At 62.0% G+C, this 23,477-nt stretch carries 24 protein-coding genes; 14 read left to right on the top strand and 10 right to left on the bottom strand.

The window, feature by feature from the left end; all coding sequences use genetic code 11:
• The first annotated feature begins 28 nt into the window (after window positions 1-28).
• From ABIE28_RS16725 to ABIE28_RS16680, 10 genes are all read left to right on the top strand, one after another.
• Window positions 29-772, top strand: a complete 744-nt coding sequence (locus ABIE28_RS16725; RefSeq protein ID WP_354064883.1) for a TSUP family transporter — start codon at window positions 29-31, stop codon at window positions 770-772.
• 35 nt (window positions 773-807) lie between these two features.
• A complete protein-coding gene (locus ABIE28_RS16720; RefSeq protein ID WP_354064881.1) occupies window positions 808-1,719 on the top strand; it encodes a LysR family transcriptional regulator in 912 nt (303 codons plus the stop codon).
• Window positions 1,720-1,775: 56 nt separating this feature from the next.
• A complete protein-coding gene (locus ABIE28_RS16715) occupies window positions 1,776-2,156 on the top strand; it encodes a hypothetical protein (RefSeq protein WP_354064879.1) in 381 nt (126 codons plus the stop codon).
• A 51-nt stretch (window positions 2,157-2,207) separates the two neighbouring features.
• The gene (locus ABIE28_RS16710; protein WP_354064877.1) at window positions 2,208-2,693 is read left to right on the top strand and encodes a copper chaperone PCu(A)C; all 486 of its coding nucleotides are present in this window, start codon (window positions 2,208-2,210) and stop codon (window positions 2,691-2,693) included.
• Window positions 2,693-3,292: an SCO family protein gene (locus tag ABIE28_RS16705; protein WP_354064875.1), complete on the top strand. Its 600-nt coding sequence runs from the start codon at window positions 2,693-2,695 to the stop codon at window positions 3,290-3,292. Before ABIE28_RS16710 ends, ABIE28_RS16705 begins: the two co-directional genes overlap by 1 nt.
• Before the next feature lie 158 nt (window positions 3,293-3,450).
• Complete coding sequence (locus tag ABIE28_RS16700; RefSeq protein ID WP_354064873.1) at window positions 3,451-4,374, top strand: siderophore ABC transporter substrate-binding protein; 924 nt, start codon at window positions 3,451-3,453, stop codon at window positions 4,372-4,374.
• 79 nt (window positions 4,375-4,453) lie between these two features.
• A complete protein-coding gene (locus ABIE28_RS16695; RefSeq protein WP_354066472.1) occupies window positions 4,454-5,416 on the top strand; it encodes an ABC transporter permease in 963 nt (320 codons plus the stop codon).
• Window positions 5,406-6,368 (top strand): iron chelate uptake ABC transporter family permease subunit, encoded by a 963-nt coding sequence (locus ABIE28_RS16690; RefSeq protein WP_354064871.1) that lies wholly within the window; start codon window positions 5,406-5,408, stop codon window positions 6,366-6,368. The genes ABIE28_RS16695 and ABIE28_RS16690 overlap by 11 nt, the downstream gene beginning before the upstream one ends.
• Window positions 6,365-7,123 carry an iron ABC transporter ATP-binding protein gene (locus tag ABIE28_RS16685; protein ID WP_354064869.1) on the top strand — a complete coding sequence of 253 codons (759 nt, stop codon included), beginning with the start codon at window positions 6,365-6,367 and terminating at the stop codon, window positions 7,121-7,123. The genes ABIE28_RS16690 and ABIE28_RS16685 overlap by 4 nt, the downstream gene beginning before the upstream one ends.
• Before the next feature lie 88 nt (window positions 7,124-7,211).
• Window positions 7,212-7,610: a VOC family protein gene (locus ABIE28_RS16680; protein ID WP_354064867.1), complete on the top strand. Its 399-nt coding sequence runs from the start codon at window positions 7,212-7,214 to the stop codon at window positions 7,608-7,610.
• A 132-nt stretch (window positions 7,611-7,742) separates the two neighbouring features.
• Here ABIE28_RS16680 and ABIE28_RS16675 read toward each other — a convergent pair whose 3' ends face one another.
• From ABIE28_RS16675 to ABIE28_RS16650, 6 genes are all read right to left on the bottom strand, one after another.
• On the bottom strand, window positions 7,743-8,807 hold the full coding sequence (locus ABIE28_RS16675; protein ID WP_354064865.1) for a DUF2793 domain-containing protein: 1,065 nt from the start codon (window positions 8,805-8,807) through the stop codon (window positions 7,743-7,745).
• A 171-nt stretch (window positions 8,808-8,978) separates the two neighbouring features.
• Complete coding sequence (locus ABIE28_RS16670) at window positions 8,979-9,821, bottom strand: metal ABC transporter permease (protein ID WP_354064863.1); 843 nt, start codon at window positions 9,819-9,821, stop codon at window positions 8,979-8,981.
• Complete coding sequence (locus ABIE28_RS16665; protein WP_354064861.1) at window positions 9,818-10,672, bottom strand: metal ABC transporter permease; 855 nt, start codon at window positions 10,670-10,672, stop codon at window positions 9,818-9,820. Before ABIE28_RS16665 ends, ABIE28_RS16670 begins: the two co-directional genes overlap by 4 nt.
• A complete protein-coding gene (locus tag ABIE28_RS16660; RefSeq protein WP_502913401.1) occupies window positions 10,669-11,544 on the bottom strand; it encodes a manganese/iron ABC transporter ATP-binding protein in 876 nt (291 codons plus the stop codon). Before ABIE28_RS16660 ends, ABIE28_RS16665 begins: the two co-directional genes overlap by 4 nt.
• Complete coding sequence (locus ABIE28_RS16655) at window positions 11,541-12,431, bottom strand: metal ABC transporter substrate-binding protein (RefSeq protein WP_354064859.1); 891 nt, start codon at window positions 12,429-12,431, stop codon at window positions 11,541-11,543. The genes ABIE28_RS16660 and ABIE28_RS16655 overlap by 4 nt, the downstream gene beginning before the upstream one ends.
• Before the next feature lie 70 nt (window positions 12,432-12,501).
• Window positions 12,502-13,266 carry an IclR family transcriptional regulator gene (locus tag ABIE28_RS16650; RefSeq protein ID WP_354064857.1) on the bottom strand — a complete coding sequence of 255 codons (765 nt, stop codon included), beginning with the start codon at window positions 13,264-13,266 and terminating at the stop codon, window positions 12,502-12,504.
• A gap of 148 nt (window positions 13,267-13,414) precedes the next feature.
• Between ABIE28_RS16650 and ABIE28_RS16645 the strand changes: the two genes are divergently transcribed.
• The 4 genes from ABIE28_RS16645 to ABIE28_RS16630 are packed head-to-tail and all read left to right on the top strand — an operon-like array spanning window position 13,415 to window position 18,345.
• On the top strand, window positions 13,415-14,854 hold the full coding sequence (locus ABIE28_RS16645; RefSeq protein ID WP_354064855.1) for an aldehyde dehydrogenase family protein: 1,440 nt from the start codon (window positions 13,415-13,417) through the stop codon (window positions 14,852-14,854).
• A 1-nt stretch (window position 14,855) separates the two neighbouring features.
• Window positions 14,856-16,376, top strand: a complete 1,521-nt coding sequence (locus ABIE28_RS16640) for a sugar ABC transporter ATP-binding protein (RefSeq protein WP_354064853.1) — start codon at window positions 14,856-14,858, stop codon at window positions 16,374-16,376.
• The gene (locus tag ABIE28_RS16635) at window positions 16,373-17,332 is read left to right on the top strand and encodes an ABC transporter permease (protein WP_354064851.1); all 960 of its coding nucleotides are present in this window, start codon (window positions 16,373-16,375) and stop codon (window positions 17,330-17,332) included. The genes ABIE28_RS16640 and ABIE28_RS16635 overlap by 4 nt, the downstream gene beginning before the upstream one ends.
• Window positions 17,333-17,388: 56 nt before the next feature.
• Window positions 17,389-18,345: a substrate-binding domain-containing protein gene (locus tag ABIE28_RS16630; protein ID WP_354064849.1), complete on the top strand. Its 957-nt coding sequence runs from the start codon at window positions 17,389-17,391 to the stop codon at window positions 18,343-18,345.
• A 62-nt stretch (window positions 18,346-18,407) separates the two neighbouring features.
• Here ABIE28_RS16630 and ABIE28_RS16625 read toward each other — a convergent pair whose 3' ends face one another.
• Genes ABIE28_RS16625 through ABIE28_RS16610 form a run of 4 tightly spaced genes read right to left on the bottom strand, consistent with a single transcriptional unit; the run spans window position 18,408 to window position 23,399 of the window.
• Complete coding sequence (locus tag ABIE28_RS16625) at window positions 18,408-19,988, bottom strand: ABC transporter ATP-binding protein (protein ID WP_354064847.1); 1,581 nt, start codon at window positions 19,986-19,988, stop codon at window positions 18,408-18,410.
• Window positions 19,989-20,032: 44 nt separating this feature from the next.
• Window positions 20,033-21,604, bottom strand: coding sequence for an ABC transporter substrate-binding protein (locus ABIE28_RS16620; protein WP_354064845.1), 1,572 nt, complete (start codon window positions 21,602-21,604; stop codon window positions 20,033-20,035).
• Window positions 21,605-21,633: 29 nt separating this feature from the next.
• Window positions 21,634-22,479 (bottom strand): ABC transporter permease, encoded by an 846-nt coding sequence (locus ABIE28_RS16615; RefSeq protein ID WP_354064843.1) that lies wholly within the window; start codon window positions 22,477-22,479, stop codon window positions 21,634-21,636.
• Entirely contained in the window at window positions 22,476-23,399 is a 924-nt protein-coding gene (locus tag ABIE28_RS16610) for an ABC transporter permease (protein ID WP_354064841.1), read from the bottom strand. Before ABIE28_RS16610 ends, ABIE28_RS16615 begins: the two co-directional genes overlap by 4 nt.
• Between the last annotated feature and the right edge of the window lie 78 nt (window positions 23,400-23,477).

The following is a 23,477-nucleotide window of genomic DNA, read 5'->3' as shown; positions in this document are numbered from 1 at the left end:
ATGACGATGCGGTGTTGAGGATGAACTAATGACCCTGCTAGTGTCCGCCGCGCTGATCGTGGCGGTTTTCCTGACGAGCACGCTATCGGGCGTTTTTGGCATGGCGGGCGGGCTGGTCCTGCTGGCCATCCTGCTCGCTGTTTTGCCGGTCGGCACCGCCATTGCCGTGCAGGGCATGATCCAGATCATCGCCAATGGCTCGCGCGCCTGGTTCTCGCGCCACCACATCAACTGGCGCAGCCTGGGCTTCATCATCATGGGTCTGATGACGGCCGCTTTGCTGTTGTATCTGCTGCGCTATACGCCCGATCTGATGACGGTCTATATCGCCATCGGCATGATGCCGATCCTGGTCTGGATTCCGCGCTCGTGGCTGCAGCTTGATGCCAATAAGCCCCACCATGCCTTTGTCTGCGGCATGCTGGGTGGTGGGCTCAATCTGGCGGTGGGTGTGTCGGGGCCGACCGTCGATGTTTTCTTTATCCGCACCGATATGGACCGCCGCGCCATCATCGCCACCAAGTCGGCGACGCAGGTCATCTCCCATCTCTCCAAAGTGCTGTTCTACTGGCAGGCCACCATGGTGCTGTCGGGATCGGAATGGATCTGGGTCGCGGTGGCCGGTCCTTTTGCCATCGCTGGCACCAGTCTGGGCCACTGGATCCTGCAGCGGCTGACCGACGCCAATTTCAAACGCTGGACGCGCTGGGTCGTGACGGCCATCGGTATTTTCTATCTTTCGCGCGGCATCGCCTTGGCTTTCGGCGCGTGATGGTTTTTATGGAGCCAATCATCTGGGGAGATGGAATGGCACCTTTCGACAGCGTCACGGCACGCCTCATCCTGCTATTGGCCGAAACCGGCTCGATTGGCCGCGCCGCCGAGCGCGAGGGCATAGCCTCGTCTGCCGTGAGCCGGCGCGTCTCCGATCTCGAAAGCCGTCTCGGCGTGGTGCTGTTTGATCGCTCGGCGCAGGGCGTGCGCCTGACCACTGCTGGCGAAGCCTATGCCGAGGGCTGCCGCACGGTGTTGCGCGCCATCGCCGATCTCGATGCCGTCATGGCCGATTTCAGCACCGGCCAGCGCGGCAGCCTGCGTCTGGCCTGCACCAGTTCCGCTTTGACCGGTCGCTTGCCTGAACTGCTGGCGCGTTACGCCAAGCGCCACAGCGGCATCGACCTCGACATTCAGGAAATGGGCGCGGCGAAGGCGTTGTTGGCACTGGACGAGGGCCGCGCCGATATCGCCATCGTCTCGGACCACTATGATTTCACCCGGTTCGAGATCAAACCCTTCGAGGATGATCGCGTCTGGGTGCTGGCGCCGCCTGATCATGCGCTGGCCGGCGAAATCGAGCCACGTCGCGATATCGGTTTTGACCGCGTCACCGACTATCCCATCGTCGGTATTCACCACGCCGGATCGCTCGATCGGCTGGTGGGTGAAGCTGCGCGCAAGATGGGCAAGCCGCTGGTCGAAAATGTGCGGGTTGAAAGCTTTCCGGCGCTGGTGCGCATGGTCGAAGCCGGTTTCGGTATAGGTTTCCTGCGCTCGACGAGCCTGCATCTGCTCGCGGGCACCGACCTTGTCTGCGCCCCGCTCGGCGAGCCATGGGCCCTGCGCCAATTGCTGGTCGCCCGCCGTAAATCAACGCCCCTGTCGGCCGCCATGAAAAGCTTCATCGCGCTGTGCAGCGAGACGTACGTTCCGAGCATATAACCAACCGCGACAACGCGGCCATTGAGCGGGTCGCCAATCCCGCTTAGGAAAGTCCCATGCACACCAAGCGCACCATGAGCAGAGAGATCGGGACGGCCCTCGCCGTGCTGGCCATCTATCTGCTGACCATGCTGGCGCCGCTGCATCAGGCGCGTGCCAGCCAGGTGGCGTTTCAGCAACTGGGCTATGTCACGCTCGATGCCGGTTGGGTGCTGTGCAATCCGATCGGCGCAGAGGGCAACGACCGCGATGTGCTGGTCGCCAAATGCCCAGCCAATGGTGTCGGCAAGACCGACATTGCGCTGCCCGTTTTCGGCGTGCTTACTGCACCACTGACCCCATCGCCCGCCGCCATCGCGCGTCCGAATACGGCCCGGTTTTTCCCGGTGCAGCTGGCCCCGCCCGGCGGGCCGCGCGGACCGCCGGTTCTGGTCTGACCCTTGCGGCCCCACGGCCGTCTCAGACCTGTTCAAACACCGGAATTCATCATGATCCGTTTTGCCCATGCTGCCCTTGCTGCAGCTCTGCTTATCGCAACGCCTGCCTTCTCCCAGGACAATGTCATCCATCAGGGTGCGCTCAATATCTCGGGCGCCTTTTCGCGCGCCACCCTGCCCAATGCCCCGGTCGGCGGTGGCTTCATGACCATCGAAAATACCGGCACTGAAGCCGACCGTCTCGTGTCGGTCAGCTCCGACGTCGCCGCCGATGCGCAGATCCACGAAATGGCGCTGCAGAACGACATCATGAAGATGCGCCATCTGTCCGATGGCATCGAGATCGGCGCCGGCGAAACCGTCGTGTTGTCGCCGGGCGGCTACCACATCATGTTCATGAAGCTCAAACAGCCCTTCGTGCTCGGCGAGACCGTCAACGTGACGCTGAATTTTGAAAAAGCCGGCTCGGTGGAGGTGCCGCTGACGGTTGAATCGACCGCCGCCGATGCGCCAACCCCTGCAGGACACAATCACTGATGGCCGCTCTCAAGACTGTTCGTGTCTGGCTCTGGGTTGCGGTTGCCGTGATTGGCGCCGGCGCAATCGGCGCCACCTTCCTGCTGCGCCAGCCTGCCCAGCCCGTTGCCAGCACCTTTGGCACCGCGACATTCAACCTTGTCGACCAGAACGGCAATCCGGTCGACCAGACCATGTTTGTCGGCCATCCTTCGGCGCTGTTTTTCGGTTTCACCCATTGCCCCGAAGTGTGCCCGACGACGCTCGCCGAAATGAGCGCCTGGTTTGAAACGCTTGGCGACGAAGGCAAGAACCTCCACGCCTATTTCGTCACTATCGACCCCGAGCGCGACACCCCCGCAATCCTGTCGGACTATGTCAGCTGGGTCAGCAACCGCATCACCGGCGTCACCGGTACGCCAGACCAGATCGCGGCCATCGCCAAGGGCTGGGGCGTCTATTACGCCAAGGTGCCGCTCGAAGACGGCGACTACACCATGGACCACACCGCCTCGGTTTTCCTGCTCGATTCCAAGGGCCAGTTCCAGGGCACCATCGCCTATCGCGAAGACAATGCGACGGCCATCGGTAAGCTGCGCAATCTGCTGGCCAAGTCCTGATCCTGATCGGTCGGCCGGATTAGTCCGGCCGGCCCATTTTTGATGAGCGGATGCGTCATATTATCTTTTGACTCCCCCCATCCATGCGGTTAGGAAACCGGATAAGCTCAGTCATAAATTGGCCGTGCTCCCTTTCACAACCTGGATTGGAAGCCTCCGTGAAGCTCACCCGTACCCCCGCACTGTTCGCCGCCCTTGTTGCCGGCGCCGTTTCCTTCAGCGCCATGACTGCCGTGGCGCAGGACAAGGTCATCACCCACCCACAGGGCGAAACGACGATTTCCGGCGTTCCGGCCAAGGTGCTGGTGCAGGATTGGGCCTCGTTCGACAACCTCGCTGCACTGGGTATTCCAGTCGCCGGCGTGCCAGCATCCAATGCTCCAGGCTATCTCGCTGGCGACGTGCCAGCCGACGCCCTCAAGATCGGTTCGCTGTTCGAGCCAGACTTTGAAGGCATCGCAGCGTCGGAATCGGACGTCTATTTCGTCTCTGGTCGTTCGGCCAAGGCCTACGAAACCGCCAAGGACATCCTCCCAACCGTCGACCTGTCGGTCAACAATGGCGCCATCATCGGTGGTCTCGAAGCCAACCTGCGGACGCTGGGCGAGATCTTCGATGTCGAAGACAAGGCCAATGAGCTGATCGCAACGCTCGATGCCAAGGTTGCCGAAGTCAAAGCCGCTGCCGAAGGCAAGGGCAATGCCATCGTCATCGTCACCAATGCCGGCAAGCTCGGCGTTTACGGCGCCGATTCGCGCGTCTCCTGGATCTACAACGAAATCGGCATGCCTTCGGCTCTGGCCGCAGTGAAGGACGGCGATCACGGCGGCGATGCCGTTACGTTCGAATTCCTGCTCGAACTGAACCCTGATTGGGTCTTTGTGGTCGACCGCGATGCCGGCACCGGCGAAAGCGCTGGCGCCGCTGCAGCCCTGCTCGACAACGAGCTGTTCAACCAGACCAAGGCCGCTCAGGAAGGCCATGTCGTCTACGTTGATCCACAGGCCGCCTACATCACAATGAACGGCTATACCGGCATCACCCTGATGCTTGACGAAGTTCTGGCAGCGCTCAACAGCTAAGCCTAGGCCACAAGCCTTCTCCCGGCAGCCCCAGGCTGCCGGGTTCTCGTTTTTCTACGGCACCGATTGGGGCAGCCGGTTGCGATATCTGGTCATAGCCATCTTCGTCACCCTCGGGTTGGCGATTGTCAGTCTCTTTGTCGGGGTGAGCGATGTTTCAATCGCCTCCCTGCTGTCATCCAGTGCCGAAGATCGGCCGATGCAGGTGCTGTTGATCAGCCGCATCCCGCGCACCCTTGCCATTTTGCTGGCCGGCGCCTCGATGGCCATTGCCGGCCTCGTCATGCAGATGGTGGTGCGCAACCGCTTCGTCGAGCCATCGACCGCCGGCACCACGGAATCGGCGAGCCTCGGCTTTCTGGTCGCCACCATTTTCGTGCCCGGTTGGCCCTTGATGGGCAAGATGCTGATCTCCGCGGCATTTGCCCTGGCCGGTACGGCGCTATTTTTGCGCGTGCTGCGCGCCGTGCCCCTACGCGATGTGCTGCTGGTGCCACTGGTCGGCATCATGCTGGGCGGCGTCATCGGTTCGCTCACCTCGTTTTTCGCCTATCGCATGGGTTTCAATGCCTCGCTGATGGCCTGGAGCATGGGCGATTTCTCGGGCGTGCTGCGTGGCCGCTATGAGCTGCTTTGGCTCGGGCTGGTCTGCTGCGTCATCGCCTATATCGCCGCTGATCGTTTCACCGTCGCCGGCATGGGCCGCGACTTCACCACCAATCTGGGCCTCAACCACAAGCATGTGATGATCCTGGGCCTGATCATTGTCTCCATCGTCAGTGCGGTTGTGTTGGTATCGGTCGGTTCGATCCCGTTCCTGGGTCTGATCATTCCCAACATCGTCAGCCTGACCGTCGGCGACAACATGCGCCGCACCGTGCCCTGGGTGGCCGTGGGGGGCGCCGCGTTCGTCATGATCTGCGACATCGTCGGCCGCCTGATCCGCTACCCCTACGAAATCCCGATCAGCGTCGTGGTCGGTGTCGTGGGCAGCGTGATCTTCCTCTACCTGTTGCTGCGGACCCGTCGCCATGCCAGTTAAACTCTCCCGGCCGGCGCTGGTCCTGATCATCCTGACCATCGTCGCGGTGATCTCGGTCGTCTGTTTCATGACGCTGGGCGCCAAGGGCAGCTGGAGCTTCGTGCTGTCGTTCCGCGGCAAGAAACTGCTCGGCCTGATCCTTGTCGCCTATGCGGTGGCGGTCTCGACCGTGCTGTTCCAGACCGTCACCAATAATCGTATCCTGACGCCCTCGATCATGGGCTTTGACGCGCTCTATGTGCTGATCAAGACCGGCATGGTGTTCTTCTTTGGCATCGGCGCGCTGATCTCAATCGATACCCAGTTCCAGTTCGTGCTCGAAGTCGCCGTCATGGTGGTGTTCGCGCTGATCCTGTTCCGCTGGCTGTTTCTGGGTGAGGAGCGGAGCCTGCACCTGCTGGTGCTGGTTGGCATCGTTTTTGGCATCCTGTTCCGCTCGATCAGCAGCCTGATGCAGCGCATGCTCGATCCCGGCGCGTTCAACGTGCTGCAGGACACCATGTATGCCAGCTTTGCCACCACCGATCCGACGCTGCTGGGCATATCCTGCATCATCGTGCTGGCCGTCAGCGCTATCGGCTGGCGCATCATGCACACCTATGACGTGCTCGGCCTCGGCCGCTCGCAGGCGATCAATCTGGGCGTGGATTACAAGCGCACCGTGGTCATCATTCTGGCGCTGATTGCGGTACTGGTCTCGGTATCGACGGCGCTGGTCGGGCCGATCACCTTCTTTGGCCTGCTGGTGGCAACGCTGGCCCATTCGCTGGTCGGCAATAGCCGCCACAAATATGTGCTGCCTGCCTCGGTGTTGCTGGCCATCATCTGCCTGGTCGGTGGCCAGACCCTGCTCGAACGCGTCTTCGAGTTCGACACCGCCCTTTCGATCATCATCGAGTTCCTCGGTGGCATCGTATTCATATTCCTAGTGTTGCGGAGATCGGCCCGATGATCGTCACCACCGAGGTCACCAAGAAATACGGCGATAGCTGTGTGGTCGATGGCGTCACGCTGAACCTGCCAAAGGGCGGCATCACCTCGATTATCGGCCCCAATGGCGCCGGAAAATCGACGCTGCTGTCCATGGTCAGCCGCCTGATGAGCATGGACAAGGGCAGCGTCACCATTGACGGGCTCGACGTCACCAAGACCGCCAGCGACGTGCTCGCCAAGCGCCTGTCGATCCTGCGCCAGGAAAACCACATGACGGCGCGCCTGACCGTCCATGATCTGGTGAGCTTTGGCCGTTACCCCTATTCCAAGGGTCGCCTGACGGTCGAAGACAAAGTCCATATCGACAATGCCATCGGCTATCTCAACCTCAATGAACTGTCTGGCCGGTTCCTCGATGAGCTCTCCGGCGGCCAGCGCCAGCGCGCTTTCGTTGCCATGGTGCTGTGTCAGGACACCGACTATGTGCTGCTCGACGAGCCGCTCAACAATCTCGACATGAAGCATGCCATGGGCATGATGAAAATGCTGCGCAAAGCCTCGGACGAGCTGGGCAAGACCGTCGTGCTGGTGCTGCACGACATCAATTTCGCATCCTGGTATTCCGATTACATCGTCGCCATGAAAGACGGCAAAGTCGCCGCGCAAGGCACCGCCACCGAAATGATCGTTCCTTCGGTTCTGGCCGATATCTACGAAATGGACATCAAGGTCCACGAAATCGGTGGCCAGCGGATCAGCGTCTATTACGGCTAGGTGGGGTATTCGCCAAAACCACTCCGGTGGACTATCGCTGACCCCATGGGGTAAAGCATGGAACGAGCCAGACCGTAGGAGCCGCCCCATGAAGCCATCGATTTCCATCATCACCGTCGGGGTCGACGACCTGGAGCGCGCCTTCACCTTCTATCGCGCGCTGTTCGACATTACCGACGAACAGATCGGCGCCGGCGAAGATCACGTCGCGTTCTTTTTCAACGACAACTTCTCCTTCGTGCTGTTCCCCCGCGAGCAGATCGCCCAAACGGCCGGCAAGGATGTCGCCATCGCCGGCACGCCGGGCTTCGTGCTCAGCCACCAGGCCGCCAGCCCCGCCGAAGTCGACGACATCCTGCGCAAGGTTTTGATCGCCGGCGGCGCCATCATCACCGACGGCACGCAATCGGAATGGGGCTATTCGGCGTATTTCGAGGATAGCGAAGGCAATGTCTGGGAACTGATGGCACAGCCACCGGCGAACTAGGTTTCTGGTTTTGGGGTTACGGAAGAGTACCCCCACCTAACCTCCCCCTGAAAAGGGGGAGGGACCACATCGAGTGTGTGGCAACATCTCGCCAGATCCACCGGCCAGATTCCTCCCCTTTTCAGGGGGAGGCTAGGTGGGGGTATCCTTGCCTTTTTCCAACACCTCTACCCGCCGCGCCAACTCCTGCACCGCCGCAATCAACGGCGCGATAAACGCCTCATAGCGCAGTCCCTGCTCACTCTCGGCGTCCCCCGCATCCGCCAGCACATGCCCGGCAAAATCGCGCCCCCCGAGCGCCGCCAACACCTCCTGCGCCAGCAACCCATAATGCGTGCGGCGACCCGCACGCGCCGCACCATCCTCGTTGCCGCCGACCGCCCAGCGATATTTCACCGGGTTGAGCGCCAGGACAAAATCCAGCCCGAGATCGGACGGCGCAATGTCGGTCTTTTGCCGTGCATCCGACGTCTGGATCGTCCCGGTCGCCGCCCACACCGCCGACCAGCGTGCACCCGATCCACCCAGTGTCATGGCATTGTCCGTAGCCGGGCGGAATGTTGCCGCGACCGTCGTTGCGCCGGTTGACGCATTGACCGTCAGTGCGTTGATCCAGGCCGTGCCATCCGCGCTGACCTTGAGCCGCCAATTGTCGTCGCCCGCCAGACCCATTTCGGCGCGGCCGGAGAAATTGCTCTGATAGAGCAGGCTCGCCGTATCGCTGACCGTCGCCTTGTTGATCTTGACCTGATGCCCGTTGCCCGCGTGGTTGAGCAAAGTCGCGGCGGCGGCGACTGCCAGTCGGTTGGTGGTGTCGGCCGTGGTGTTAATGCCAAGGCGCACTAGGCCTGCGCCCAGCGACGCCACCGGCACCCAGGCGCCGGTATCGAACACGTAATGGGTCTTGTTGGCTTTGACATAGACCTGCCAGCCTTCGGCCGGATCGAGGTAGCTCCACGCGCCCGATTGGTAGGCTGCGATCTCGTTGGTGTGGCCCGACCACGCGCCCGTCGCGCCGGAGGGCACGAGATAGGCCTCGCCCTCGAGCGGCGTCGTGGGTGGCGTGGTGATTGTCCGGTTTTCGACGACAGGTTGCACCAGCGCGTCGAGGGTTTGGATGGCCTGGTTATGCGTCACATGCTTTTGCGCCTGGCTCGGCATGATGAAGGGCAGGGTGAGGCGGGGCGTATGGTCCATGAGGATCTCCTTTGTCGGGAGTATCCGGCTGGATGAATGGGCGGGGATAAGGGGGATTTCTCGCCCACCGCGCGTCACCCTCGGGCTTGACCCGAGGGGACTTTACTTCACGGAGCCACAACAAGTGCAACACCCTCGGGTCAGGCCCGAGGGTGACGATCGAGTTTTTGGTCAGGCAGCAGCCACCACAGCCGGCTTCCGCCGGGTGGTCACGATAAACGTCACGATGAACGTCGCGCTCATCAGCAGCACGATGGTTGGGGCTGGAGCGCTGTCGATGAAAAAGCTGGCATAGATGCCGACCAGCGAACTCAGCACCGAGACCGCAACCGCAATCAGCATCATCGGCGCAAAGCGCTTGGAGATGAGATAGGCGATAGCGCCGGGCGCGACCAGGAGCGCAATGACCAACACGATACCAACCGCCGTCAGCGCCGCGACGATGGTCAGCGACAACAGCGCCAGCAGCCCATAATGCAGCACCCGCACTGGCAGACCGATTGCGCCTGCCTGCTGCGGATCGAAGGTGAAGAGCAGCAGATCGCGCCATTTGGCGAGCACGATGGCGGTTACCACCAGGGCGATAATGCCCGTCTGGATCAGATCGCCCGTGCTGACGCCCAGAATGTCACCGAACAGAATATGGTCGAGATGCACATCGGTCTGGATCGACGTGTAGAGCACGATGCCCAGGCCAAACAGCCCGGCAAACACCACGCCCATCACGGTGTCTTCCTTGATGCGGCTGTTTTCCTTGAGATAGCCCACCGAGAGCGCACAACCCATACCGGCCGCGAACGCCCCGATGCCGAGCGGCAGGCCGACGATATAGGCCAGCACTACGCCGGGCAGCACGGCATGGGAGATGGCGTCGCCCATCAGCGACCAGCCTTTGAGCACGAGGAAGCACGAGAGCAGAGCCGTCGGAATGGCCACCATCACGGCAATCGCCATGGCCGATGTCATGAATGGAAAGTGGAACGGCCACAGCGCGTAGATCAAAAACTCGCTCATTTGGCGATCTCCACGGCAGCGCGGCGACGGGCTGCCAGCAATCCATGCTTGGGGGCGAAAAAGAAAGCGAGGAGGAACACGATGGTTTGCAGCACCACGATCACTCCGCCCGTTGCGCCATCAAGGAAGAACGAGATATAGGCGCCAAACAGCGAGGACAGCGTGCCCACGGCAATGGCGATCAGGATCAACCGCGAGAAGCGGTCGGTGAGGAGGTATGCTGTCGCGCCGGGTGTCACCACCATGGCTATCACGAGGAAGGCGCCCACCGTCTGCATCGCCGCAACGGTGCAAGCAGCGAGCAGCGTAAAGAAGATGCCGCGCAGCAGCGGCGGATTGAGCCCGATGGAGCGGGCATGGCTTTCATCAAAGAACGTGACCATCAGGTCCTTCCAGATGAAGAACATCACGACCAGCGTCACTACCGAAATGATCACCAGCTGCAGTGTATCCTCGGGCGTCACCGCCAGGATATTGCCCATGACGATGGTCTGGATGTTGACCGAGGTCGGCGACAGCGAAATCATGAACAGACCCAGCCCGAAAAAGGCGGTAAAGATCAGCCCGATGACGGCGTCTTCCTTGAGCTTGGTGCGCTGGGTCAGAAACAGCATGGCCGCCGCCGCCAGCCCGCCCGAAAAGAACGCGCCGATGGAAAAGGGCAAGCCCAGCATATAGGCCCCGGCAACGCCGGGGACGATGGAGTGCGACAGCGCATCCCCGATCAGCGACCAGCCCTTGAGCATGAGATAGGCCGACAGAAACGCGCAGACCCCGCCGACAAGGGCGGAAACCCACATGGCGTTGATCATGTAGTGGTAGTTGAACGGCAGCAGCAGGTGTTCGATCATTCCTCGACCCGATCCGACTGCTTGGTGGTCATCTTGCCCTTTTCGCCATACATGACGAGCGGGCGTTCATCATCGGTCAGCACCGAAATATGGCGCGGATCATCGTCGTCATGCAGATCTGCGCCGGCCAGAACGAAGTGGCGCAAGGCGCCGCCGAAGGTGACTTCGAGCCATTCGCGGGTGAAGATTTCCGAAGTTGGCCCGGAGGCCAGAACGGTCCCCTTGACCAGCACGGTGCGGTCGCAAAATTCTGGCACCGAACCCAGATTGTGCGTCGATACCAGCATCACCTTGCCCTCGTCACGCAGCGCGCGCAGCAGCTCGACAATGGCGTCTTCAGTCTTGACGTCGACGCCGGTGAACGGCTCGTCGAGCAGGATCACCTGACCCTCCTGCGCCAGGGCGCGGGCGAGGAACACGCGCTTTTTCTGTCCACCCGATAGTTCGCCAATCTGGCGGTGGCGGAATTCGAGCATGTTGACGCGCTCGAGCGCCGACGTGACCATGTCGTGGTCGATCTTTCGGGGGTGGCGCAGCATGTTCATATGGCCATAGCGGCCCATCATCACCACGTCCTCGACCAGCACCGGAAAGTTCCAGTCGACATCTTCGGACTGCGGCACATAGGCGACGAGATTGCGTTTGAGCGCCTGTTTGCCCGAGACGCCCAGAATATCCACCGACCCGCCCGAGAGCGGCACAAAGCCCATAATGGCCTTGAACAGCGTGGATTTGCCCGACCCGTTCACCCCCACAAGGGCCGTAATCGACCCCTTGGGAATGGAAAAACTCGCATGCTTGATAGCAGTGGTCCCGTTGCGATAGGCGACGGTAATGTCGCTGACAACGAGGCCGGACGTCATGTCGTTCATTCTTTAAGGCCTTGCACAATGGTGTTGGTGGTGACCGAAAGCAGATCGAGATAGGTGGGCACAGGGCCGTCGGCCTCGCTCAGCGAGTCAACATAAAGCACGCCGCCATATTTGATGCCGGTTTCGCGCGCCACCTGCTCGGCGGGCTTGGACGAAATGGTGCTTTCCGAGAAAATCGCCGGGACGTAGTTCTCGCGCACCGCGTCGATCACCAGCCGCACCTGCTGTGGCGTGCCCTGCTGGTCGGCATTGATTGGCCACAGATAAAGCTGCTTGAGCCCGAAATCGCGCGCCAGATAGCTGAACGCGCCCTCCGAGGTCGCCAGCCAGCGGCGGTTCTCGGGAATGGCATTGATGGCGGCGCGGATCGGCGCAACGGTCGCCGTGATCTGCTCGGAATAGGCCGTCGCATTGGCCGCATAAGTCTCGGCATTGGCCGGATCGGCCTCGGCAAAGGCTTTGCGCATGTTCTCGACATAGATCAGCGCATCGGTAGGCGACATCCAGGCATGGGGATTGGGCTTGCCCGCATAGGGACCCTCGCCAATGCCCATCGGGTCGATCCCGTCAGACACAACGGCCGAAGGCACAATGCCCAGATTGGACAGGAACTGCTCGAACCATTGTTCAAGGTTGAGCCCGTTCCACAGGATCAGGTCAGCACCCTGCGCCGCGATCAGATCGCCTGGCGTCGGCTGGTAATTATGGATTTCGGCTCCCGGCTTGGTGATCGACACCACATCGGCCGCATCCCCCGCCACATTGCGCGCCATGTCGGCGATGATGGTGAACGTGGTGACCACCTTGAGCTTATCCTGCGCCATGGCGGGCATGGCAGCGAGCAAGGCGGTGGACAGGACAAGCGCGGAAAAAAGGCGACGATGCATTGAACACTCCAATCGGACTGATCAACACATAATGCAATTGCAAATCATTCGCAAGAGAGAGTCTGGGGCGCTATCCGCCAAGCTTGTCCGAGAGTGTTTGGGCGTGGCTGAGCAGGATATCGCGCAGGTGTTCGAGCTTGGCCATGTCGAAACGGCTGCTGGGGCCGGAGATGGCGATGCCGCCCGGTACGACGCCGCCGCGTTCAAACACGGCGACCGCGACGCAGCGCATGTCGGGGGCAAATTCCATGTCGTCAAAGGCATAGCGTTGCGCGCGGACCAGCGTCAGTTCGCGCCGCATGGCGTCGGGATCGGTGATGGTCTTGGGCGCGACTTGGGGCAGGCCCTTGGCGATGACGGCATCGGCAAAGCGCGCATCCTGATAGGCCAGCAGAACCTTGCCGATTGAGGTGGATGGCAGGGCCGAGCGGTCGCCGATCTGGAAATCGACACTGACGCGCTGCGTGCCCTTGGCGCGAAACAGCAGCACGGCGCTGTCGCCTTCGAGCACCGAATAGTGGACGGTTTCCCCTGTCTCGTCGGCGATCTGGCGAATGCATGAAATGATCTGCAGCGCGCGATCATCTTCGCGGATCAGGTTGCGCGTCAGCGACAGGACCTTCAGACTCAGCGCGTAATTCTTGCCGCTTTCATCGCGCGTGACGTAGCCGGCCTGCACCAGTGTCATCAACATGCGGTAAGCCGTGGTGCGATCTGCGCCGACGCCGCTCGCGACATCAATGACGGAGAGCGGTCGCCTTTGTTCGCCCAAAAAATCCAATACAGACAATGCCTTGAGGGCGGTGGCGCTGATGTTGGTGTCTAACGAGCTCATATTTTCCCGGCAAAGCGTTCTGTTCAATATTCGTATAGTTCAAATGATATTTCGCCACAAGATCATTTTTCGTTGACGCATTTCAATTTGTGAACTACCCCGAAAGCCAAGCAAGAAGACCAGGCCGGTATCGGGGGAGCGATCATCGATGGATATGCTGATCAACAGCATCTGGACGCAGGCGTCCGACGGCACCGTCGATACGGTGGCCAATCCGGCGACTGGCGACGCCATCGATACGGTGCCACGTGCCACCACAGCTGACGTCGATGCGGCAGTCGCTGCGGCGCAGTCCGGCCGTCGCCTGATGGCGGACCTGCCGGCCTATCGGCGTTACGAAATTCTTGAAGCCGTGGCGCGGCGCATCGAGGCCAATCAGGCCGAACTTGGCGCGCTGCTCTGCCGCGAAAACGGCAAGCGACTGGCCGAAACCACCAGCGAAGTCGGCGTCGCCGCGCGCATCTTCCGCGGTTATGCCGAAGAGGCCAAGCGCCTGTTCGGTCGCACCTTCCCGCTCGACACCATTCCGGGCCGCGAGAAATCGCTGGCGCTGACCACGCGCGAACCGGTCGGCGTTGTGGTCGCTATCGTGCCGTTCAACTATCCGGTCGAGCTGTGGAGCCACAAGGTGGCCGGTGGGCTCGCTGCCGGTAACGCCGTCATCACCAAGCCGCCCGAAGATTGCCCGCTGGTGGTGCTGGAAATCGCGCGCTATCTCGAAGAAGCCGGTCTGCCAAAAGCGGCCCATCAAGTCGTGACCGGTGGTCGCGACGTTGGCGAAGCGCTGGTGCGTGCGCCGGGCGTACAGATGATCACCATGACCGGCAGCACAGCCGCCGGTATCCGAATTCTCGAAGTCGCCGCCAGGACGCTCAAGAAAGTTCATGTCGAACTTGGCGGCAATGACGCGACCATCGTCTGCGAAGACGCCGATATTCCGGCCGTCGCGGCGGCGCTGGTGGCGGGGCGCTTTACCAGCGGCAATGGCCAGATCTGCTGCGCGGTCAAACGCGTTCTGGTGCAGCGCTCGGTCTATGCGCCGCTGCTTGAGGCCGTCACCGCGATCACCAAAACCCTCCGCGTCGGCGATCCATCCAATAGCGACACCGATGTCGGGCCGCTGATCAATCGCCGGGGCGCCGAGCGCGTCGAAGCCCAGATCGCCCAGGCCGTTGCCGATGGCGCGACCGTGGTCACCGGTGGTACGCGGCGCGACAATTTCATTACGCCCACTATTCTCACGGGCGTCACGCCGGGCACGCCGGCCTTTGCCGAAGAAACCTTTGGCCCGGTGCTGCCGATCCTTGCCTATGACGAATTCGAGGATGCCCTCGTCCTCGCCAATGACAGCCCCTATGGCCTGCAGGCGGCGATTTTCACAAACGATATGCGCCGCATCATGCGCGCTTATGAAGCGCTCGATGTGGGCACGGTGGTGGTCAATCACACGACGGCCGTGCGCGTCGAAACCCTGCCATTTGGCGGCAATCGCGGCAGCGGCAATAGTCGCGAAGGCATGCACGACACGCTGCACGACATGACCAGGCAGAAGACCTTGCTGCTCAGCGAAGTCTTCGGGGCAATCTGAGATGGCGCGGCTTGAAGTCAGCCATATCGCAAAGAGCTACGACGGCAACAAGGCCGTGCGCGACATTTCCTTTTCCGTCGAGGCGGGACAGGTTTTGGCGCTGTGCGGTGAAAATGGCGCTGGCAAATCGACACTGATGAAGATGCTGTCGGGCGCCGTCATTCCCGACGAGGGGGACATCGTCGTCGGCGGCGTGTCGGCCAATATCGCGCGTCCCGCCGATGCCATGGCGCTGGGCATCCGCACCGTCTATCAGGAACTCAGCCTGCTTCCGCACCTCAGCGTGGCAGAAAATCTGCTGCTTGGCCGCATGCCGCAGCATCTCGGTTTTGTGGTCGACTGGCCCGCCGCCAATGCGCTGGCGCAACATGTGTTGTCGGGCTTCGGTTTTGAGACGATCAATCCGCGCACGCTGGTCAGCGAACTCAGCGTGGCGCAGCAGCAGATCGTTGAAATCGCCAAGGCGCTGGTCGCCGATCCGCGCATTCTGATCCTCGATGAGCCGACAGCTGTGCTGTCGGCCTCGGAAACCGACAAGCTCTTTGCCAAGGTGCGGGCGCTGGCGGCGGCGGGCACGACGGTGCTTTATATTTCGCACCGCCTCGAAGAGATTTTCGAGATCGCCGACCATGTCGTGGTACTCAAGGATGGCCAGAGCGTCATGTCTGGGCCGATTGGCGCGTTGACGCAGGACAGCCTGATCGAAGCCATGGTCGGTCGCCCGCTCGAAGCAATCTTTCCGCCGCGCAATCGTACGCCCGGTGCGACCGTGCTCGATGTAGTTGGCCTCACCCGCGATGGTGACTTCGCCGATGTGAACCTGACACTACACGCTGGGGAAATCCTTGGCATGTTCGGCCTTGTCGGTAGCGGCCGCACCGAGATCGCCAAGTCGATCTTTGGCGCACTGCCGGCCCAGAGCGGGCAGATCACGCTCAATGGCAAGCCCGTCCGGTTCAGCTCTCCCGAAGATGCAGTGCGGCACGGCATGGCCTTCATCACCGAAGATCGCAAGGGCGATGGTCTGGCGCTCGATGCCAGCGTGCTCGACAATGCGGGCCTTGCCTCGTTCGAGCGCGTTTCGCAATTCGGCGTGCTCAACATGCGCGAGCGGCGGCAACTGGTGGACGAAAAGATCGCCCAGCTCTCGATCCGCCCCCAGGGCGTCGAACGCCCGGTGCGCCAATTGTCGGGCGGCAATCAGCAAAAGGTCGTGCTGGCCAAGTGGCTGCTGGTGCGCGGCACCAAGCTCTTCATCTTTGATGAGCCGACGCGCGGCGTCGATATCGCCACCAAGGTCGAAATCTACCAGATGATCGCCGATCTGGCCGCCGCCGGCGCTGCCGTGCTGCTCATTTCCTCGGAAATGCCCGAAGTTCTGGGCCTCTCCGACCGCCTGCTGGTGCTGCGCGAGGGGCGCATCGTCGCCGAGCTGGCGCCGCAGGATTTCAAAATGGAAACCGTATTCATGCATGCCGCCGGGATTGATGTTCCGGCCAACCCGACGGAGCGTCTGCATTGACCCTGGCCACTCAATCCCTCTCGGACAAGCCGGCCTTCTGGCAGCGCTTCAGCCGTGCCGACCTGATCTTTGCAGCGGCGATCATCGCCTTGATCGTCTTCGCCTCGATAGCCTCCGACGCTTTCCTCACGCAGCGCAATATCGTCAATGTCTCGCGCCAGATCGTCACCAATGGTTTCCTCAGCCTTGGCATGCTGATGGTGATCCGCACCGGCGGCATTGATCTCTCTGTCGGCTCGGTTCTGGCCTTTGCCGGATTGCTGGCGACGGGTCTGCAAGCCGACATGCATTTTTCGCTGGCCATCCTCATCGCACTGGTGATGGGCGGGGCCGTGGGCTGGGTCAATGGCACGCTGATTTCGCGCTTCAACCTGCAGCCGTTTATCGTCACGCTTGCCACCATGGGCAGCCTGCGCGGCCTGCTCTACGTCTATGCCGATACGCCGCGCTATCCGGCCGACGAGATGTTCCGCGCCCTTTTTGGCGGCGCGTTCATCGGTCCCGTGCCGGTCAATTTCATCCTCTTTGCCCTCGCTGTGCCGCTGGTGTGGTTTTACCTCGAACGCACCGTGTCGGGCCGCGCCGCCTATGCGCTGGGCGTCAACAAGGAGGCCGTGCGTCTCGCCGGCATCAATGTCGGCAAGCACCTGACACTGGCCTATGTGTTCTGCGGCGTGTTTGCGGCTGTTGCCGGTGTGCTGCTGTCCAGCCGCCTCGGCATTGCCCAGCCCAGCGTCGGGGTTGGCTATGAACTCGACGCCATCGCGGCGGTGGTCATCGGCGGCGGCCTGCTCGGCGGTGGTGGCGGTACGGCGCTCGGCGTGCTGGGCGGGGTGCTGGCGCTCGCCGTGGTCGACAACGTGCTCAATCTCTTCAACGTCGACTCCTACTACCAGCAGCTGGTGAAGGGGATGATCATTCTTGTTGCGGTGCTGGCTCGCCGGAAAAAGGCCTGACCGCGCATTAACCGCGCGGAACCCAGAACGGGCCGCGCACCAAAGGGAGAAGAACCATGAATACCAAGACGACACGGAATCTGCTGGGGGCAGCAGTCTTCGCAACCGCCATGCTTGGATCTGGCGCCCTGCGCGCGCAGGAAGAGATCAAGATTGGCGTGGTCAATCTGTCGCTGTGCTGCGCCTATTTCGTGGGCATGGATGCGGCGGTCAAGGATGAAGCCAAGACCTATTCCAACATCCGCCTGCTTTCGACCGACGCCGATGGCGACGTCGCCAAGCTTACGTCGGACGTCGAAGATCTGCTAAACCAGGGCGTCAAAGGCCTGATCGTTTCCGGCGCTTTCATTGAAGCCGCGCCTGCCGCGCTTGAAGCCATTGCCGATGCCGGCGTGCCAGTGGTCATGGTCGATCGCCTGCTCAAGGGCGGCGACTACACCAGCTGGGTTGGTCCCGATAACCGCGCCATCGGCGAAGGCATTGGCGACTATATCGTTGATCGTCTCGGTGGCGCCGGCAAGGTCGTCATCATCCGTGGCGGTCCGGCCGACAATACCATTGGCTCCAACCGTACCGATGGCGTCAGCGCCAAGCTGGCCGATGCCAAGCTGACCGCCGTGGTCGCACCCGGCTGGGGCGACTGGAGCGCCGATGGCGGCTTCCGCCAGATGGAAGACATGCTGTCCAAGGAAACCGATATCTCGGCCGTGTTCTGCGAGAACGACTCCATGTGCCTCGGCGCGCAGAAGGCTATCGCCGATGCCGGTCTTGCTGACAGCATCTTCATCGCCTCGGTGGATGGTGAAGCCGGCGCTCTTGCTGAAATCGCTCGCGACGGCAGCAATTTCGGCGCTACCGGCCTCAACAGCGCCGACCAGATCGGCCGCGCTGGTTTCAACCGCCTCATGGCCATCCTCGCCGGCGCTTCGGCTCCCAAGGATACCGCCCTGCCATCGCCAATCATCACCAATGAAAACGTCGTCCGCTTCATCAACGCAGACAGCGTGTTCTAAGCGCTTAACTCGATTTGCGAGTGAGAGAACAGTCGGCCTCGCGCCGGCTGTTTTTCTTGTGGCTATCCGCGTCCGGGAACGGCTGCGATCAGTTCGCGCGTATAGGCGTGGGTCGGGTTGGCGAACAGCTCCTTGGGTTCGGCCTCTTCGACGATGCGGCCATGGCGCATGATGCAGATGCGGTCGCAAATGGCGCTGGCGACGCGCAGGTCGTGGGTGATGAACAGCATGGCAAAGCCGAGCTTTTGCTGGATGTCATCGAGGAGTTTGACCACCTGCGCCTGCATGGTGACATCGAGCGCCGACAGCGCCTCGTCGGCGATCAGCAGGTCAGGCTCGAGCGCCAGTGCGCGGGCGATGCAGATGCGCTGGCGCTGGCCGCCGGAAAACTCATGCGGATAGCGGTCGAGCGCGCCGGGCTTGAGCCCCACGGCTTCGATCAGTTCAGCCGCACGGTCGCGGGCGGCTTGCGGGCGCATACCATGCACGATTGGCCCTTCGGCAATCGCATCGCCAACTGCCTGGCGCGGGTCGAGGGCGCTGAACGGGTCCTGGAAAACGATCTGCACATCGCGTCGGGCCCGGCGAAGTGCTGCGCCACGCTGGTCGATGAAGTCGCGCCCCGAGATCGAGACATCGCCGCCATTGACGCCGGTGAGACGGATGACGGCGCGGGCGAAGGTCGATTTGCCCGACCCGGATTCGCCGGCAAGGCCGACGGTCTCGCCACGGCGGATGGTGAGGCTCACATCGTCCAGCGCCTTGAAGGTGCGGGTTGACGGATAGGTCTTTTGCAGATGTCGGGCTTCCAGCACCGGTGCTGCATTGTTCGGACGGGCGGCGCGGGGTTCAAGGCGCGGTACGGCGGCCAGCAATTGGCGCGTATAGTCGGCTTTGGGCGCAGCGAGGATTTCCGCCTTGGTGCCAAACTCGATCAGGCGGCCCTGCTGCATCACCGCGACGGTGTCGGCGATCTCCTCGACCACGCCGAAATCGTGGGTGATGAAAATGACGGCGGTGCCGTGGCGCTGGCTGAGGGCGCGGATCAACTTGAGGATCTGCGCTTGTGTCGTCACATCGAGCGCCGTCGTCGGCTCGTCGGCGATCAGCACGGCGGGCTCAAGCGATAGCGCCATGGCGATCATCACGCGCTGGCATTGGCCGCCCGACAACTGGTGCGGGTAGGAGCGATAGAGCTGCGTCGGATCGGGCAGCAGCACTTCGCCGAACAGTTCCAGCACCCGCTTGCGGATGTCGGCGCGGCTGAGCTTGGTATGGAGGCGCAGCACTTCGGCCACCTGGTCGCCGACCCGATAGAGCGGGTTCAGCGAGGCCACCGGCTCCTGAAAGATCATCGCGATGCGGTGGCCGGCAATAGCGCGTCGCTGACGCGGCGAGATGGCCAGAAGATCCTGGCCTTCAAAAAGGATACGACCCTTGGTCACGTTGAGGCCGCGCGGCAACAGACCCATGGCGGCCAGCGACATCACCGATTTGCCCGAGCCCGATTCCCCGACGATGCACAGCGTTTCGCCGCCCCGCACCGACAGCGAAATATCGCTGACGGCCTCTTCCCGATCGGCCGCCTGAGGCAGGGCGACGGTCAGTCCATCGATTTCGAGCAGCGCGGGTGAAAGGGTCATCGGGGGCTCCAAAATGGCCCGGCGCGGTGCGCCGGGCCTTGGTGTCAGAGAGTGAGGTAGCCGCTATGCAGACGCATCTCGAACTCGGGAACCGGCTGCCACTTCAGGGTGTCGCGATGCGCCCAGTTGGCTAGCGACTTCCACAGATACTGGCCGGGCGAAACGCGCTGCCATTCGGCAGAGAGCTTTTCAAACAAGGCCTTGCGTTCATCGAGATCGGTTGCAGCCGAATAGGCGGCGCCCAGTTCGAGGAATTCCGGTGTTGGCTCCCAGGTCTTCCACGCAGCCGACGAGATGACGCCGGTGGCGCTCCAGTCCAGCCACAGCGGCTGGTAGGGGTCGCCGGGGATAAAGCTGGTGCCGCCGGACACAGCAAGCAGGTGGAACGGACGCTCATAGGCGAGCTGGAAATTGTCGAGGAACTGCGCCTCGACATTGATCCCGACCTCGCGCCACATCTCCACCATGATCTCGGCAGCCGCGTCGTAATTGGTCCAGAAATTGCGCGTGATGTGCCAGATCAGGGTCTGACCCTTATAGCCGCTCTTGGCCACCAGAGCCCGTGCGGCTTCTGGATCATAGGGCAGGCGCGGCTTGGCGTCTGGATCGTAGTAGCGGCCATATTCGGGGAAGTTGAATGGCACGGCCGGGAAGAAGGTCTTGTCGCCGAACAGCGCCGAAACGATGGTCGGCATATCGACGGCCTGGATCATCGCATAGCGCAGGTTCTCATCGACCAGTGGATTGCCCTCTGGATCGTTGCGCGTGTTGAACAGCACGGCGGTGTAGTTGTTGACGGTCTGGCGGACCATCTCGACATCGGACATGCCCTCGATCTGGCCTTCCTGATCGGTCGGCACCGAGGTGATGAAATCGAACTCACCGGTGGCAAGACCGGCCAGACGACCGGCATATTCAGGCACCAGCTGGAAGGTCAGCGAACTGGCTGGCGGTGGCGCGTCCCAATGCTCGTCGAAGCTGTCGAGAATGGCCGCTTCATTACCGCGATAGCTGCGCATCGAATAGGGGCCGGTGCCGATTGGCGCCTGGCCGAAACCATCGACGCCCACTTCGAGATAGTAGGCCTTGGGCACGACATAGCCGATAAAGCCCGAAAGCTTGCCCGGAATGTTGATGTCCTCGATGGCGGTTTCGATCTCGACGGTCAGCGGGCCGGTGGCCTCGACGCGGGTGAACCCGGCCGCATAGGTCTTGCCACGTGGCTCGAAAGGCGTTTCGCCCCAGAGGCGCTCGGACGACAGCGTGAAGGCCACGTCATCGGCGGTCATGGTCTCGCCATTGTGGAACTTGACGCCGTCGCGCAGCGTGATGGTCCACACTGTGCCATTGCGCTCCCAGGCGGTGGCAAGGCGCGGGATCAGGGTCTGCCCGCTTGGGTCGTTGAGATAGTCGATCTCGACCAGACGGTCATAGATATTGGGGAAGATGCGGATGCTGGCATTGGAGATGCCGTTGATCGGCGCAATGTTCTGCCAGAGGGATTCCACGGCGATGCGCAGGGCAGGACGCTCGCCCTGAGCGAAGGCGATGCGTGGGCCAACCAGCGCCAAGGCGCCGGCGGCCAATCCCAGTTTACCAAAGTCACGTCTCTTCATTTTGAAGCCCCGAGGTTGATACGTAAAATCTAGAAGGCAGCGCGGCTGAGCGACGGATCGAGCCGGTCGCGGAGCCAGTCGCCGAGGATGCTCATTGCCAGCGTCAGCAGGAAAATGATGCTGCCGGGCACGACCGAGATCCACCATGCGGTCGAGAGATAATCGCGGCCATCGCCCATGATCTGGCCAAGACTGGTCAGCGGCGGCTGGATGCCGAGGCCGAGGAAGCTGAGCGCGGATTCGAGCAGAATGATCTGCGGGAAGTTGAGCGTGACCTGCACGATCAGCACGCTCGCCACGTTTGGCAGGATATGGCGCAGATAGAGCCGCAACGGTGTCGCGCCGAGCGTGGTGACAGCTTCGGCATAGGGCTGGCTCGTTGCGGACAACACCACGCCGCGCGCCAGTCGCGCATAGCTTTCCCAGCCATAGAGCGTCATCAGCATGACAAAGAGGAAGAAGGAGTTTCCAAAGAAGGCCAGCAGCGTCAGCGCGATCAGGATGAAGGGCAGCGACGCCTGCACGTCGACCAGCATCATGACGAATTCATCAACCCAGCCACGGAAGTGGGCGGCGATAAAGCCGAGCGTGCAGCCCAGCAAGGCGCCCAGCACAGTGCCGGTGACCGCCACGACCAGCGAAATACGCAGGCCATCGGCGAGGCGGGCCACAAGGTCTCGACCCAACCGGTCGGTGCCGAGCAGGAATTCGGTGGTGCCGCCAAAACCAAGCGGCGGCTGCATGCGAGAGAACAGGTTCTGCTGGCTGGCCGGATGCTGCGCGATCAGGCTGCCAAACGAGGCAAACAGCACCGCAAGCGCGATGAAAACCAGAGCGATGAGAACCAGCGGAGGCAGGGCGCGGATGCGGGTCATTTGCGGGTCCGGATACGCGGGTCGATCAGGCCATAGGCAAGGTCGACCAGGAGGTTGGCGATAATCATGAAAGCGGCGAGCATCAGAACCAGAGCCTGCACCAACGCCAGATCACGCGAGGCGACGGCGGTGACCAGCAGGCGCCCGATGCCGGGCCAGCCAAAGACGGTTTCCACCACCACGGCGCCGCCCACCAGTGCACCCAGATTGAGGCCCAGCACGGTGATGATCGGAATGGCGGCATTGGGCAGAGCATGCAGCAAAATGCGCTGCAGGGCAGGGACGCCTTTAGCCGCAGCGGTGCGCATATAGGGGCGGTCCAGCACATCGAGCATGGCAGAGCGGGTAAACCGCGCCAGCGTACCGGCGACATAAACACCCAGCGTCACGCTCGGCATGATCAGATGGAGGAACGTCCCCATACCCGAACTCGGCAACCAGCGCAGGTTGAGCGAGAACAGCAGGATCATCAGAATGCCCAGAAAGAAATTGGGCAGCGCAAAGCCGAACACGGCCAGCGTCATCACCCCGCGATCAACCGCCGTGCCGCGCTTGAGCGCCGCGAGAATGCCGGCCGGAATGCCGAGCAGAAGCGCAACCAGATAGGCAAAGCCACCCAGCAGCAGCGTATTGGGCAGGCGCTCTGCGATGATCGCCAGAACGGGGCGGCCGTCGTGATAGGAGTTGCCGAAATTGCCGGCCAGCAGATTGCTGAAATAGGCCAGATACTGCTCGGGCAGGGAACGGTCGAGCTGCCAGCGGGCGCGGAATTGAGCGATCTCATCGGGGCGGGCATCGGGGCTGAGCAGCGCCACCACGGGATCGCCCGAGGTGCGCAGAACGATGAACGCAAAGGTCACCACGATCCACAGGGTGATCAGCGTCCGAGCCGATTTGCCGAGCCAGAAACGTGTGTCCAATACAAGCCTACTCCGCATCATCATGATGTCGAAGAATAGCTTAGGGCCGCAGCTTAGCCGAAGCCTATCTGCAAGAAC

The sequence above is a fragment of the Devosia sp. 2618 genome (genome assembly GCF_040546815.1).
In the GTDB taxonomy this organism is placed as follows: Bacteria; Pseudomonadota; Alphaproteobacteria; order Rhizobiales; family Devosiaceae; genus Devosia.
This window is presented reverse-complemented; position numbering and strand designations above follow the sequence as displayed.

What these genes read in the sequence shown, in the direction of transcription:
- ABIE28_RS16725 (WP_354064883.1), top strand. Translation starts at nt 29, where the DNA reads ATGACCCTGCTAGTGTCCGCCGCGCTGATCGTGGCGGTTTTCCTGACG.
- ABIE28_RS16720 (WP_354064881.1), top strand. Translation starts at nt 808, where the DNA reads ATGGCACCTTTCGACAGCGTCACGGCACGCCTCATCCTGCTATTGGCC.
- ABIE28_RS16715 (WP_354064879.1), top strand. Translation starts at nt 1,776, where the DNA reads ATGCACACCAAGCGCACCATGAGCAGAGAGATCGGGACGGCCCTCGCC.
- ABIE28_RS16710 (WP_354064877.1), top strand. Translation starts at nt 2,208, where the DNA reads ATGATCCGTTTTGCCCATGCTGCCCTTGCTGCAGCTCTGCTTATCGCA.
- ABIE28_RS16705 (WP_354064875.1), top strand. Translation starts at nt 2,693, where the DNA reads ATGGCCGCTCTCAAGACTGTTCGTGTCTGGCTCTGGGTTGCGGTTGCC.
- ABIE28_RS16690 (WP_354064871.1), top strand. Translation starts at nt 5,406, where the DNA reads ATGCCAGTTAAACTCTCCCGGCCGGCGCTGGTCCTGATCATCCTGACC.
- ABIE28_RS16685 (WP_354064869.1), top strand. Translation starts at nt 6,365, where the DNA reads ATGATCGTCACCACCGAGGTCACCAAGAAATACGGCGATAGCTGTGTG.
- ABIE28_RS16680 (WP_354064867.1), top strand. Translation starts at nt 7,212, where the DNA reads ATGAAGCCATCGATTTCCATCATCACCGTCGGGGTCGACGACCTGGAG.
- ABIE28_RS16675 (WP_354064865.1), bottom strand. Translation starts at nt 8,807, where the DNA reads ATGGACCATACGCCCCGCCTCACCCTGCCCTTCATCATGCCGAGCCAG.
- ABIE28_RS16670 (WP_354064863.1), bottom strand. Translation starts at nt 9,821, where the DNA reads ATGAGCGAGTTTTTGATCTACGCGCTGTGGCCGTTCCACTTTCCATTC.
- ABIE28_RS16665 (WP_354064861.1), bottom strand. Translation starts at nt 10,672, where the DNA reads ATGATCGAACACCTGCTGCTGCCGTTCAACTACCACTACATGATCAAC.
- ABIE28_RS16660 (WP_502913401.1), bottom strand. Translation starts at nt 11,544, where the DNA reads ATGAACGACATGACGTCCGGCCTCGTTGTCAGCGACATTACCGTCGCC.
- ABIE28_RS16655 (WP_354064859.1), bottom strand. Translation starts at nt 12,431, where the DNA reads ATGCATCGTCGCCTTTTTTCCGCGCTTGTCCTGTCCACCGCCTTGCTC.
- ABIE28_RS16650 (WP_354064857.1), bottom strand. Translation starts at nt 13,266, where the DNA reads ATGAGCTCGTTAGACACCAACATCAGCGCCACCGCCCTCAAGGCATTG.
- ABIE28_RS16645 (WP_354064855.1), top strand. Translation starts at nt 13,415, where the DNA reads ATGGATATGCTGATCAACAGCATCTGGACGCAGGCGTCCGACGGCACC.
- ABIE28_RS16640 (WP_354064853.1), top strand. Translation starts at nt 14,856, where the DNA reads ATGGCGCGGCTTGAAGTCAGCCATATCGCAAAGAGCTACGACGGCAAC.
- ABIE28_RS16630 (WP_354064849.1), top strand. Translation starts at nt 17,389, where the DNA reads ATGAATACCAAGACGACACGGAATCTGCTGGGGGCAGCAGTCTTCGCA.
- ABIE28_RS16625 (WP_354064847.1), bottom strand. Translation starts at nt 19,988, where the DNA reads ATGACCCTTTCACCCGCGCTGCTCGAAATCGATGGACTGACCGTCGCC.
- ABIE28_RS16620 (WP_354064845.1), bottom strand. Translation starts at nt 21,604, where the DNA reads ATGAAGAGACGTGACTTTGGTAAACTGGGATTGGCCGCCGGCGCCTTG.
- ABIE28_RS16615 (WP_354064843.1), bottom strand. Translation starts at nt 22,479, where the DNA reads ATGACCCGCATCCGCGCCCTGCCTCCGCTGGTTCTCATCGCTCTGGTT.